This window comes from Devosia indica, from assembly GCF_003056405.1.
Lineage (GTDB): Bacteria > Pseudomonadota > Alphaproteobacteria > Rhizobiales > Devosiaceae > Devosia > Devosia indica.
Genome location: NZ_PYVZ01000006.1, coordinates 79,117 through 92,157, shown reverse-complemented (window position 1 = coordinate 92,157; position 13,041 = coordinate 79,117). Strand labels below are relative to the sequence as shown.

Annotated in this window: 11 protein-coding genes and 1 tRNA gene; 7 read left to right on the top strand and 5 right to left on the bottom strand. The window is 60.5% G+C overall.

The window, feature by feature from the left end:
* The first annotated feature begins 79 nt into the window (after positions 1-79).
* From DDE76_RS07850 to aroA, 4 genes are all read left to right on the top strand, one after another.
* Positions 80-1,300, top strand: a complete 1,221-nt coding sequence (locus DDE76_RS07850) for a cysteine desulfurase (RefSeq protein ID WP_104894451.1) — start codon at positions 80-82, stop codon at positions 1,298-1,300.
* Between the two features lie 11 nt (positions 1,301-1,311).
* Entirely contained in the window at positions 1,312-1,707 is a 396-nt protein-coding gene (locus DDE76_RS07845) for an SUF system Fe-S cluster assembly protein (RefSeq protein ID WP_104894450.1), read from the top strand.
* Positions 1,708-1,758: 51 nt separating this feature from the next.
* Positions 1,759-2,139 carry a HesB/IscA family protein gene (locus DDE76_RS07840; protein WP_104894449.1) on the top strand — a complete coding sequence of 127 codons (381 nt, stop codon included), beginning with the start codon at positions 1,759-1,761 and terminating at the stop codon, positions 2,137-2,139.
* Between the two features lie 97 nt (positions 2,140-2,236).
* A complete protein-coding gene (gene aroA, locus DDE76_RS07835) occupies positions 2,237-3,520 on the top strand; it encodes a 3-phosphoshikimate 1-carboxyvinyltransferase (protein WP_104894448.1) in 1,284 nt (427 codons plus the stop codon).
* Here the strand turns inward: aroA and DDE76_RS07830 are convergent, their stop codons facing one another.
* From DDE76_RS07830 to parE, 3 genes are all read right to left on the bottom strand, one after another.
* Positions 3,521-4,588, bottom strand: a complete 1,068-nt coding sequence (locus tag DDE76_RS07830; protein ID WP_104894447.1) for a GGDEF domain-containing protein — start codon at positions 4,586-4,588, stop codon at positions 3,521-3,523.
* A gap of 140 nt (positions 4,589-4,728) precedes the next feature.
* Positions 4,729-6,159, bottom strand: a complete 1,431-nt coding sequence (locus DDE76_RS07825) for a DEAD/DEAH box helicase (RefSeq protein ID WP_245891836.1) — start codon at positions 6,157-6,159, stop codon at positions 4,729-4,731.
* 333 nt (positions 6,160-6,492) lie between these two features.
* Entirely contained in the window at positions 6,493-8,511 is a 2,019-nt protein-coding gene (gene parE / locus DDE76_RS07820; RefSeq protein ID WP_104894445.1) for a DNA topoisomerase IV subunit B, read from the bottom strand.
* Positions 8,512-8,785: 274 nt separating this feature from the next.
* Between parE and DDE76_RS19515 the strand changes: the two genes are divergently transcribed.
* Both DDE76_RS19515 and DDE76_RS07815 read left to right on the top strand, forming a co-directional pair.
* The gene (locus DDE76_RS19515) at positions 8,786-8,956 is read left to right on the top strand and encodes a hypothetical protein (protein ID WP_157289107.1); all 171 of its coding nucleotides are present in this window, start codon (positions 8,786-8,788) and stop codon (positions 8,954-8,956) included.
* Between the two features lie 273 nt (positions 8,957-9,229).
* On the top strand, positions 9,230-10,741 hold the full coding sequence (locus DDE76_RS07815) for an ABC-F family ATP-binding cassette domain-containing protein (protein ID WP_104894444.1): 1,512 nt from the start codon (positions 9,230-9,232) through the stop codon (positions 10,739-10,741).
* Between the two features lie 72 nt (positions 10,742-10,813).
* Here DDE76_RS07815 and tig read toward each other — a convergent pair whose 3' ends face one another.
* On the bottom strand, positions 10,814-12,193 hold the full coding sequence (gene tig / locus DDE76_RS07810) for a trigger factor (protein WP_104894443.1): 1,380 nt from the start codon (positions 12,191-12,193) through the stop codon (positions 10,814-10,816).
* 46 nt (positions 12,194-12,239) lie between these two features.
* Positions 12,240-12,324 (bottom strand) — tRNA-Leu (locus DDE76_RS07805).
* Positions 12,325-12,642: 318 nt separating this feature from the next.
* On the opposite strand from DDE76_RS07805, the gene DDE76_RS07800 reads away from it, so the two are divergent.
* Positions 12,643-12,981 carry a P-II family nitrogen regulator gene (locus DDE76_RS07800; protein WP_067452386.1) on the top strand — a complete coding sequence of 113 codons (339 nt, stop codon included), beginning with the start codon at positions 12,643-12,645 and terminating at the stop codon, positions 12,979-12,981.
* Positions 12,982-13,041: the final 60 nt, after the last annotated feature.

Sequence of the window (13,041 nt, the reverse complement as noted above, 5' to 3'; positions counted from 1 at the left end):
TACACCCTCTCCATTCGAGGGGAGGGTAGCGTCGCCTGGCCCGCCGGGCCGTGGCAAAGCTAGGGAGGGGGTAACCCCTATGACCTTCGACCTCGACAAAATCCGAGCCGATTTCCCGATCCTGTCCGAACAGATCCACGGAAACAGGCTCGTCTACCTCGATAGCGGTGCCTCGGCCCAGAAGCCGGTCCAGGTTCTGGACCGCATGGACCACGCATTCCGGCACGAATATGCCAATGTGCATCGAGGCCTGCATACGCTCGCCAATCGGGCCACCGAAGGCTATGAGGCCGGCCGCGAAAGCGTGCGCCGCTTCCTCAATGCCGGTCGTGTCGAAGAGATTATTTTCACTCGATCTGCCACCGAAGCGATAAATCTGGTCGCATCATCTTTTGTCGGCCCACGGGTCAGCGAGGGCGATGAGATCGTCACCACGATCATGGAGCACCACTCCAATATCGTGCCCTGGCATTTTCATCGCGAGCGCAAGGGCGCGTTGATCAAATGGATCGATGTCGATGATGATGGCGTCCTCGACATGGCGGCCTTCGAGGCATCGCTGACGGATCGCACCCGTATCGTCGCTGTTACGCATATGTCCAACGTGCTGGGCACGGTCAACCCGATCAAGCAGATCGTCGAGATCGCCCATGCGCGCGGCATTCCCGTCCTTGTTGATGGTTCGCAGGGGGCCGTTCACACCAGCGTGGATCTGCAGGACCTCGGCGCCGACTTCTACGTGATGACCGGTCACAAGCTCTACGGGCCCACCGGTATCGGCGTGCTCTATGGCAAATACGATCTGCTGGCCGAAATGCAGCCCTACCAGGGCGGCGGCGAGATGATCGAATCCGTCACGCTTGAAGGCGTCACCTATAACGAGCCGCCCCATCGCTTCGAGGCCGGCACGCCGCCCATCGTGCAGGCGATGGGCCTCGGCGCCGCGCTTGACTACATGCAGGGCGTTGGCCGCGACGCCATTGCTGCCCATGAGCACGAAATTGCTGCCTATGCGCAGGAGCGGATCGGCCGCATCAACTCTCTGCGCCAGATCGGCACCGCGCCTGGCAAGGGCGGCATTTTCTCTTTCGAGATCGCCGGCGCGCATGCCCACGACATCGCCACCATTCTCGACCGCTATGGCATTGCCGTGCGGGCAGGCACTCATTGCGCCCAACCGCTACTGGCCCGATTTGGCGTCACCTCTACATGTCGCGCCTCCTTCGCCCTATATAACGGCAAGGACGACGTGGATGCGCTGGTGGACGGCATTGAGCGTGCCCAGAAATTTTTCGCCTGAGGAAGGCTGATATGACCGAAGAGACCAAGATCGACCAGACTGCAGCCGAAACGGACACCCGTATCGCGCCCAGCATGCCCACAACCCTGCCTGAAGGCGAAGTCGAACGCATCACGACCGATCTCATCGGGGCCCTGAAAACGGTCTATGATCCCGAGATACCGGTCGACATCTATGAGTTAGGCCTGATCTACCGGGTGGACCTGGATGACGAGCGCAATTTGACCATCGACATGACCTTGACGGCACCCGGTTGCCCCGTAGCCGGCGAAATGCCAGGTTGGGTTGAAAATGCCGCCCGGGGTGTCGAAGGCATTCAGGACGTCACCGTCAACATGGTGTTCGACCCGCCCTGGGACGCCTCACGAATGAGCGAGGAAGCGCAAGTTGCTTTGAACTGGTGGTAATTTAGCGCGTTTTGCCCTATATATCGTGAAACGCCGATGAAAGTTTAGGCCATGCCGTTCCAGATCATGTCGCTGACAGATGCAGCCGCTGAGCGCATCACCGAGATCATAGAGGATTCCGACAAGCCGGTGATTGGCTTGCGCGTCGGCATCAAGAATGCGGGCTGCGCGGGCGTGTCCTACACCATGGAATATGTCGAGGCCCCGAATGCTGGCGACGACCATGTCGAGGACAAGGGTGTCAATGTCTGGGTCGATCCCAAGGCGACCATGTACCTCCTCGGCACCGTAATGGATTTTGAAGCGGGCAAGATGGGCTCCAGCTTCACCTTCAATAATCCCAATCAGACGGGCGCTTGCGGCTGTGGCGAAAGCGTGACCCTGGCACCAGCCGACTTGAAAGCTCTGGCCGAGGCACGAACGAACGCCTGATCCCCAGAGCGATCCCGCGGGCGGCGACTGGCGAGCACTTCCGGCCGGTATCTCTCCAGTTGCGCACGCCGCTCAGGTAAGGCATTGATCCGGCATCATGCAAAACGACCTTCCGCCTGCTCTGACCATCACCCCTCCAGATCGTCCACTGTCCGGTCGCGTTTCGCCGCCGGGTAGTAAATCGATCACCAATCGTGTGCTGCTGCTTGCCGCATTGGCTGAGGGCACCAGCCGGCTGACAGGGGCACTCAAGAGCAAGGATACGGACCTGATGGCCCGCGCCTTGCGCGAGATGGGCGTGCAAGTCGACGAACCTGATGCCACCACCTTTCTGGTCACCGGCAAAGGCTGGCTGGACGCTCCCGATGCGCCGCTGTTTCTGGGCAATGCCGGAACCGCAACGCGCTTCCTCACCGCCGCCGCCGCCACGATTGACGGGACCGTCATTGTCGATGGCGATGAAGACATGCGCCTTCGTCCGATCAAGCCGCTCGTGGATGCCCTGCACGTGCTCGGGATTGACGCTGCAAGCCCGACGGGCTGCCCACCGGTGACTATTCAGGGCAGGGGCTCTTTCGGTCACGGCCGTGTGGAAATTGATGCCTCGCTGTCCAGCCAGTATGTGTCGGCGCTGTTAATGGCCGCGCCACGCGGAGACGGTCCGATCGAAGTCGCCTTGGCTGGTAAGGATATCGGCGCCCGCGGCTATGTCGACCTGACTTTGAGTGCCATGCGAGCCTTTGGTGCTCAGGTCGAAGATCAGCAAGACGGCTCCTGGCTGGTGCAGCCCACCGGCTATCGAGCAACTGACTTCCACATTGAGCCAGACGCGTCTGCCGCGACTTATTTATGGGGCATTGAGGCCCTCACTGGTGGCAAGATCGACCTGGGCATCGCCGCAAACGCGTTCTCGCAGCCGGATGCGGCCGCACAGGCCGTGCTTGCGCAGTTCCCCAATATGCCTGAAGTCATTGATGGCTCTCAGATGCAGGACGCCGTGCCGACCATCGCTGTCGTCGCCGCCTTCAACAACCGCCCAGTCCGCTTTGTCGGCATTGCCAATTTGCGGGTCAAGGAAACCGACCGCATCCGAGCTGTTGCCAATGAGCTCAATCGCATCCTGCCGGGACTGGCCAGAGAAGAAGGCGACGACCTGATCGTTGCAGCAGATCCAGACCTGGCCACTAGGCTCCAGGGGCGGAATTCGCGTATCAAGATCGAGACCTATCACGACCACCGTATTGCCATGAGCTTTGCGCTGGCTGGGCTGCTCGTGCCCAATATCGTCATTCTGGACCCGGCCTGCACCGGCAAGACCTATCCTGAATACTGGCAGATGCTCACGGATCTGGGTGTCGAACTGACGCCAGAAGCCGGCTGATCAGGCGGCCGACGCATCCCTTTCGGAAGCGTCGTCGATCTCGACCAGCTCGGTCTCGCTGACAACTCTATTGCGGCCCGCCCGTTTGGCCGCATAGAGGCACCGATCGGCCCGTTCGATAAGCGACATGGCATTATCCTGGGGCGTGAAGGCGGCAACACCGAAGGAGGCCGTAATCCGGCCCAGCTTCTCATTGGTCGAGCGCTTGAGCAATTCCTTTGCCTGGATCGCCTTGCGGATATTTTCCGCCACGATGACGGCGCCATCGAGGTCCGTGGAGGGCAGGACAGCGACGAATTCCTCGCCACCATAGCGGGCCGCCAGATCCTTGCCCTTGATATTGGACTTGAGCGTCATCGCCACCAGGCGCAACACCTGGTCACCGGTCTGGTGTCCATAGGTATCGTTGAAGTTCTTGAAGTGGTCGATATCCAGCAGCATCAGGCAAAGCGGCGTGCCGCCTTCCGCCGCCACCGCAATCGCATCGGCAAGGCCTTCATCGAAACTCTTGCGATTGGCGATCTTGGTCAGCGGATCGAGCATGGATTCGCGCCGCACATCGTCCAGGTCGCGCTGCAGGGCGGCGATATCCTCGCGCGACGCCTCCAGCTTGCTCTCAAGCTGCCGGTTGGTATCCTGCATCCGGCGCGTCTCGGCCAGCAATCGCAGGGACAATGCCTTCATGCCTTCGGCATCGAGCTCACGCTCCAGATCACCGCTAGCTGACTGCAGCGAGCCGGAATAGGCGTTTGCCGTGGTCATCGCGCTGTCGATGGCCTCATGCACAGCCTCGATCCGGGCATGCATCCGCTCGGACACGCTCGACATGCGGTCATTGACGTCGGACTTGAGAAACTCGTTGTAGAGTGTTTCCGCAAGTTCGGAGGAGGGGACTGTTCCACTACGGAAAATCGCGTTGATGCGATTGTTCAGCGATGGGTTAACACCGGTCGCGTAAGTGTAGAGCAGCTCATAGAATTGTGGATAAGGCGGGATTCCGCTGCGCTTGAGCAAGTCAAACGCGGCATTCGCATATCCCAGCGTACGCGTAAATTCCTGGTCCGACACTACCCACCCCGCGCAAATTTGCGCCCCGATCGTATCGATCTACGTTAATTGAGTCGTGGCCAATAAATACAGCCCCGCACCCCGTTCTAACAAGCTCCATGTGGTAACATTGCTGCCAGTTGGGGCCTTTATTGCGCTGTTTATTGCGAGATTCGCGCTGGCCGCAACAAAAATGCCGGGATCGGACCCGCATCGCCGAAAGGCGAATCGTCCGGCGGCGTTTCTGTCCTTTTGGGTGCACGCTTCCTGGTGCTCTTGGGCGCAGGTTCTGCGTTGTCCTTTGTCTCCACTGGCGTTTCGAGTGCGGCCTCGGCCTCAGCCTGGGCTCGCGTCCGGGACGCGGTCCTTGGCTTGACGGCGGCTCGCCCGCGCCGGCCGCGGCTGGGCTTGTCTGCATCCGGTGTGGACACATCACTCTCCGCCGCCGCCGCCGGCTTGGGCTTGTCCCCTTCCAGCCAGTCGATCGGCTTCTGGATCAGCTTGAGAATGGCATCCAGATGCTTGCTGTCGGACGGGCCCACAAAGGTGTAGGCAACGCCGGATCTTCCGGCGCGCCCCGTGCGGCCAATGCGGTGCACATAGTCCTCGGCATGTACCGGCACGTCGAAATTGAACACATGGCTGACAGCCGGAATATCGAGACCCCGCGCGGCAACGTCGCTGGCGACGAGCAGCGTAAGCTTGTTGGTCTTGAACGCGTCCAGCGTCTCCGTCCGACTCTTCTGGTCCATGTCGCCATGCAGCGCGCCGGCGGAATAGCCATGCCGCTGCAGCGAGCGGGCCAGTGTCGCCACGTCACGCTTGCGGTTGCAGAAGATAATAGCGTTGGTCAGACCCACCGAGGCGTCAATTCGGGCTCTCAGGGCTGCGCGCTTTTCGTCCGGCTTGGACGGGACCCTGACCAGCTTCTGGTCGATTGTGTCGGCGGTCGATGCGGCGCGCGAAACCTGCACATGCACCGGGTCCTTGAGGAACTTCTTGGTCAGGCGCTCGATCTGGTTGTCCATCGTGGCCGAGAACAACATCGTCTGGCGGCGCGGCGGCAGGCGGGACACGATCTTTTCGATGTCGTCGATAAAGCCCATGTCGAGCATGCGGTCGGCTTCGTCGATCACCAGGATTTCTACGCCCGTCAGCAGGATCTTGCCGCGTTCGAACTGGTCGAGCAGGCGCCCCGGCGTTGCAATCAGTACATCGACGCCGCGATCGAGCTTCTTGTTCTGATCCTCGAAGGACACCCCGCCAATGATCAGAGCCATGGTGAGACGGTGGTTCTTGCCGTATTTTTCGAAATTGTCGGCCACCTGTGCGGCCAGCTCGCGCGTAGGCTCAAGAATGAGCGTCCGCGGCATGCGCGCGCGGGCCCGTCCCTTTTCCAGCAGCGTCAGCATGGGCAGCACGAAAGATGCTGTCTTGCCGGTGCCGGTCTGGGCGATGCCGATCAGGTCCTTCTTTTCCAGAAGGTGTGGGATGGCCTGTGCCTGAATTTCGGTTGGCTTGTCATAGCCAGCTGCGGCCACCGCATCGGTGACCTTGCTCGAAAGGCCCAGTCCAGAAAAGTCGTCGGTCAAGTCGGTCGTTCCACTCAGCGGTCTGTCCGATGCCTGTCCGGACCGAAGGGTTCGGGCCGGTGCGCCGGTCATTGGAATTGCGCAAGTTCTGCCCTTAGGGCGCGCGTCCCTTGCATGAGAGCGAATGGGCTATGAAATACTGTTGCGCATCCGCGTAGTGACATTGCAGCGGCAAGTGCATCGCGCCGGGGTCAATGTCGCGCTGATAGAACACCAATCTGGCCCCGAAAAAAATGGGTCCAATGGAATTACCCAGCGGCGCGGACCATAGCGCAAACCCCTTGACTGTCAACGGTCATGGGCCATTCACACTGCAACGCGGTTAAGGCGGCCTCAGACGTCCAGGTCCGTCACAAAGGCCGCATTCTCCTGGATGAACTCGAAACGGGCCTCGGGCTTGGTCCCCATCAGGCGGTCAACCGTATTGCGCGTCACGTCGCGATCATCGAGAATTTTCACCTGCAGCAGGGTCCGTGACTTGGGCGACATTGTCGTTTCACGCAAATGCGCGAAAGGCATTTCGCCCAGGCCCTTGAAGCGGGTTGTGTCAATCTTGCCTTTGCCATTGAACTCGCTGGCCAGCAATTCGGCCCGATGCGCATCATCGCGTGCATAAAGCGTCTTGCCGCCCTGGCTGATCCGGTACAGCGGGGGCAGGGCGAGATAGAGGTGCCCGTTTTCGATCAGGCGCGGCATTTCCTGGAAGAAGAAAGTGATCAACAGCGACGCAATATGGGCCCCGTCGACATCCGCGTCTGTCATGATGATGATCTTGTCATAGCGCAGATCATCCTCGGTATAGCGATCTCGCGTGCCACAGCCCAGGGCCTGCACCAGATCGGCGATCAACTGGTTGGCCGCCAGCTTGTCCCGGCTGGCGCCAGCTACGTTCAGGATCTTGCCGCGCAGCGGCAGCACGGCCTGATTGGTCCGGTTGCGAGCCTGTTTGGCCGAGCCACCGGCGGAATCGCCTTCGACGATGAACAGCTCCGCGCCCTGCGCTGCGTTCTGCGTACAGTCGGCGAGCTTGCCGGGCAGGCGCAGCTTTCGCGTGGCGCTGGCCCGGTCGATTTCCTTTTCCTTGCGCCGGCGCAGGCGCTCCTCGGCACGCTCCAGTGCCCAGTCGAGCAGCTTGCCTGCCTGCTGCGGCGAGGCCGCCAGCCAATGGTCGAACGCGTCGCGCAAAGCGTTGTCGACGATGCGCGTCGCTTCGCCCGAAGCCAGCTTGTCCTTGGTCTGACCGACAAATTCCGGCTCGCGCACGAACACTGAAAGCATCGCCGCGCAACTGGTCAGCACATCCTCGGCCGTCAGGTTTGCCGCGCCCTTGTTCTTGGTCAGTTCGGCGTAGTTCTTGAGGCCGCGCAGCAGCGCCATGCGCAGACCTGCTTCATGCGTGCCGCCATCGGGGGTCGGCACGGTGTTGCAATAAGACTGAACACCACCATCGCCAATGGTCCAGGCAATGGCCCATTCCACCGAGCCATGGCTGCCCGGCCTGCCGCTGCGTCCGGCAAATATATCCTCGGTGATCCGCGTCTCGCCCTCGATCCGCGCGGTCATGTAGTCCTTCAGGCCATCGGGATAGTGGAACACCGCCTTGGCCGGCACTTCGTCACTGGCCAGCGCCTCGTCGCAGCTCCAGCGCAGTTCCACCCCGCCAAACAGATAGGCCTTGGCCCGGGTCATGCGGAAAATGCGGCCTGCCGAGAAATGCGCCGTCGGTCCGAAAATCTCCGGATCTGGGTGGAACCGCGTGGTCGTGCCGCGCCGGTTCTGCACCCGTCCGACATTGACCACATCCTCGACCACCAGACCGCGCGAAAACTGGATCCGGTACAATTGCTGGTCGCGCGCCACCTCGACCACCATGTCGTCGGACAGCGCATTGACCACCGAGACGCCCACACCATGCAGGCCGCCGGAGGTTTCGTAGGCCTTGCTGTCGAACTTGCCACCGGCATGCAGGACCGTATGGACGATTTCCAGCGTTGAACGGGCAGGGAATTTCGGGTGCTTCTCGACGGGGATGCCACGACCATTATCGGTAACCGTGATGTATCCGTCGGCACCCAGATGCACCTCGATCCGCGTCGCGTGGCCGGCAATGGCCTCGTCCATCGAGTTGTCGATCACCTCGGCAAACAGATGGTGATAGGCATTGATATCGGTGCCCCCGATGTACATGCCGGGGCGTCGACGGACCGGTTCGAGCCCTTCGAGGATTTCGATGTCTGAGGCGCCATATTCCGCAGGTGGCTCCGCACCGGAACGGGCAGCCGGCTTGGCTGGCTTCGTTTCCTTGGGCGGTTCCGGATTGGGAGCGGCGCTTCCGAAGAGATCTGGCGACATGCACTTTCCGTAAGGTTCGTGCCCGAATCAGGCAAGTCCAACTTCTAGCATATAGCAAGCATTTCCGAGGGTCTGGCCGTCCAGCCAATTCCCACAGCCAAGGTGATCACGCCTCGTCAAGCGGAACGGATGTGAACGCGCCCCTGCGCAAGAAAGGAACAGTTTCGTCCCAAGATAGGGCGGCAGGTTTACCCCTCGTTTCCTTCTTGAAAGCACTTTCTTAAGCGCGCGCTGATAGACCTATGGACATACGGTTTTTGTCTGGAGTTGCCGTATGCGAACCGAACAACCGGGTATTGCGTATCAATCGGTCAAGGTTGGTTCAGCGTCTCTCGGATATTGGCCGATCGCCGGATTTGATAGTATTGCGTACCGGCTGGCCAGTTTCCGTATTTCGCGCTTGGGCGCCCTTTTGGGTGTCAGCCTGCTTTTCTATCTGGTCTGACCTGACTTGCGTTGCCTCGGCAACGCGGTTAGGTGTGTCGTGTTGTTCATTCAAACGGGGAGGCTGCAGATGATCCTGTTTCAGACGCATCGCACGCGTGGTCCCGTTTGTGCCCTGTGGCAGACGCTGCAGGGCTGACCAGACGAGGTCCGGACGCCAATTCCCCGTTCTCATTTCTCTGGTTTGCCCTTCTTGGCGGCCTGGTTTCACCCAGGACGCTGATTTCAAGGCATTTGGCGCCCTTTGCTGGCGCCGCACCAGTGAGCGACTTTCATGGGCACTATCAATCTCCGCAATGCCGGCCATCGGGCAGGCGAAATTCTCTTTTCAAACCTGACCCTGACAATTGGCGAGCAGGACCGTGTCGGTCTTGTCGCGCCAAATGGCCGCGGCAAGACCACGCTGCTGCGCGCCCTGGCGGGCCAGGTAGAACTCAGCGACGGCGAGGTGACGCGCTCGCGCGGCCTGACCATCGGCTACATGCCTCAGGAAGTGCCGGAGACCGCATTGCGCCAGACCGCAATGGAGTTCGTGGCATCTGCGCTCGATACCGAGATCCTGGCCAGCGAGAGCTGGCGCGTTGACGTGGTCATGGAAGAGCTCTCAATTCCACAGGAAATGCGCGACAGGCCGCTGCAGGAACTCAGTGGCGGTTGGCAGCGCATGGCCCTGATTGCGCGCGCCTGGGTGACTCAGCCCGATGCCTTGCTGCTGGACGAGCCCACCAATCATCTCGATCTCGGCCGCATTCTGATGCTTGAAGACTGGCTGGCCTACGCCGCCCGGAACATTCCTCTGGTCATCGCCAGCCATGACCGGGCCTTCCTCGACAAAGTCTCCAATCGCACTCTGTTCCTCAGGCCAAGCGAGCAGGTCTATCTGCCCCTGAGCTATTCGGCAGCCCGTGCCGAACTTGACCAGATTGATGCGGCCATCGCCGCCCAGCGTGACCGCGATCTCAAGCAGGCCGCACAATTGCGCAAGCAGGCGGCCAAGCTGACCAATATCGGCATCAACTCCGGCAGCGACCTGCTGACCGTCAAATCCAAGCAACTGCGCGATCGCGCCGAAAAGATTGAGACCCAGGTACAGGAGGCACACAAGGATCGTATCGGTCTCGTCAAGCTTGGCAATTCCGGCGCCGAGGCACGCGTAATGATGGCGTTCGACAACGTCGCCATCGCCACGCCGGACGGCAAGCCGCTTTTTGCCGTCGAGAAGCTCCACATCTTTCAGGGTGATCGTATTGTCCTGCTTGGGCGCAATGGCACGGGAAAATCCCAGTTCATGCGGGTAGTCACCGAGGCCCTGGCAGGAAACGCGCCACAGGGGTTACGGATCAGCCCGCAACTCTCGCCGGGCTATATGGACCAGGCACTGGGCTGGCTGCCGCTCGACCCGTCACCGCTCGATTACTTGTTGCATCGCTTTGATGAAGGCGATCGCCGCATCATTGCCTTGCTGGCCGGGGCCGGGTTTCCGCCCGATAGGCAATCCAAACCGATCCGCACCATGTCACTGGGCCAGCGGGCGCGGCTTGCGCTCCTCGCCCTGCGCCTGGAGCGCCCCAATTTCTACCTGCTCGATGAGCCGACCAACCATCTCGACATTCCGGGGCAGGAGCAACTCGAGGCCGACATAAGAGAGCAGGGGGCAACCACTATTCTGGTGACCCACGACCGCGCCTTTCTCAAGGCTATCGGTACGCGCTTCCTGCACATCGAACGCCGGAAACTGGTCGAGGTCGATGGCCCCGAGGGGTTTTTCGCCGAAATGGCAGGCTAGCGCGGACTAGTTGCGAGCAAAAACAAAAAGGCCGCCCGGAGGCGGCCTTTTCAAGTCTGGAATGGCACTGCCTTAGTGGTGGTGCTCTTCCGGAACCTCGTCCTCGTCAGCCTGGATCAGCTTGGCGAGTTCGTCGCGGGTCATCGTCTTGTCGGTGACTTCGCCCAACGAGATGATGTGGTCGACGACCTTGTTTTCGAAGATCGGGGCGCGCAGGCTGGCAAGGGCCTGGGGGTTCTTGCGGTAGTAATCGTAGACCTGCTGTTCCTGGCCCGGGAAGCGGCGCACTTCGGCGATCAGAGCCTGCTGGTGCTCTTCGTCCGTCACCTGGACTTCATTGGTGTTGCCGATTTCGGCAACGACCAGGCCCAGGCGCACGCGACGCTCGGCGATCCGGCGATACTGTTCCTTGGCAGCTTCCTCGGTGGTGCCTTCGTCTTCGAAGGACCGGCCGTGATGCTCGATCTCGTGCACGACGCGCTGCCAGATGGTGTTGAACTCGGCGTCGACCAGCTGGGCCGGAACCTCGAACTTGTGACCATCGTCCAGCGCATCCAGCACCTGGCGCTTCATGTGCTGGCGGCCCATCGATGCCAGCGCGTTTTCCATCTGGTCACGCACGGCCTTGCGCAGCGCTGCCACGTCTTCCAGGCCCAGGCGCTTGGCGAACTCGTCGTCCAGTTCGCCTTCATTGGGGCCATCGACATGCAGGATGGTGACCTCGAAGGTCGCCTTCTTGCCGGCCAGGTCTTCGTTCTGGTAGTCCGCCGGGAAGGTTACGTTCACTTCGCCGGTCTGGCCCTTCTTCATGCCGACAAGCTGCTCTTCGAAGCCGGGGATGAACTCGCCCGATCCGATAGTAAGGTGCGCATGGTCGGACGAGCCGCCCTCGAATTCCTTGCCGTCGATCTTGCCAACAAAGCTCAGGCCCAGTCGGTCGCCATCGGCCACAACGGCGTCTTCGCCCTTGTCGGTATAGCCGCGGTTCTGCGCGAACACGCGCTTCACTTCGGCATCGACTTCCTCTTCGGAAACGTCAACCACCGGCTTGTTGAGCTTGACGCCCTTGATGTCCATCAGCGTGACGGGCGGCAGCACTTCATATTCGACTTCGAATGCGAGATCGGCCTTGCCGTCGAGCACGTCATTGATGACGCTCTGATCGTCCGGCAGGTCAACCTTGGGCTGTGCAGCAGCACGTTCTTCGCGCTTGTCCAGTGTGTCGGAAACCGTCGCATTGATCGCGTCGGTCATCACTTCCGACATGGCGGAGCGGCCATACACCTTCTTCAGGTGCGAGGTGGGCACCTTGCCGGGACGGAAGCCCTTGATATTGGCCTGGCCCTTGAGCTCTTCGAGCTTGACGTCCAGGCGCGAATTGAGATCCGCGGCCGGGATTGTGACGCTCAGCTTGCGCTTCAGGCCTTCGTTGAGGGTTTCTGTTACCTGCATTGGGGTCTGATCCCGTATTGATTAATAGTGTTGGCCGAAGGCCATATGGTGCGGGTGAGAGGACTCGAACCTCCACGCCTTGCGGCGCTGGAACCTAAATCCAGTGCGTCTACCAGTTCCGCCACACCCGCAAGGGTCCCCGTCGGCCGGGTTGGCGATGCATCTATATGAAGAGTGTAAGCCAGTCAAAGCTTGAATTGGCGTGCGGTCACGCTACCGGACCGCCCATTTGTGCGGCAATTGCGAATTTGCGTTCTGACAAAAATGAGCAGAAAGTAAGCGTTTCGCCTAATCTTTAATCAGTTGCTGTGTGGCGCTTCGTTGGCGCAGTGTCCACTGCGCCAGTTAAAGCATTGGAAAAATTGTGCGTTTTGGCCTTCTGGCAGGCTGGCACAGCCCATGCATACAATCTGGCCGGTAACCGCCGAAAACGGCCTGTGGAGGCAAGAGTGAAAAAAATCGAGGCTATCGTAAAGCCATTCAAGCTCGACGAAGTCAAAGAAGCGCTGCAGGAAGTTGGTCTGCAGGGCATCACCGTGACCGAGGCCAAGGGTTTCGGGCGCCAGAAAGGGCATACCGAGCTCTATCGCGGCGCTGAATATGTGGTGGATTTCCTGCCCAAGGTGAAAGTCGAAGTCGTCTGTCCAGATGATCTGGCCGAAAAGGCCATTGAGGCGATCCGCGTTGCTGCGCAGACCGGCCGCATCGGGGACGGCAAGATCTTTGTCTATTCCATCGAGCAGGCCATCCGTATTCGTACCGGCGAATTCGGCGACGACGCGCTCTGAGACCCTCCCTCTCTGACGCACCGCGCCAAACTCAACAACAAGCATTCCGCATTTGACAGG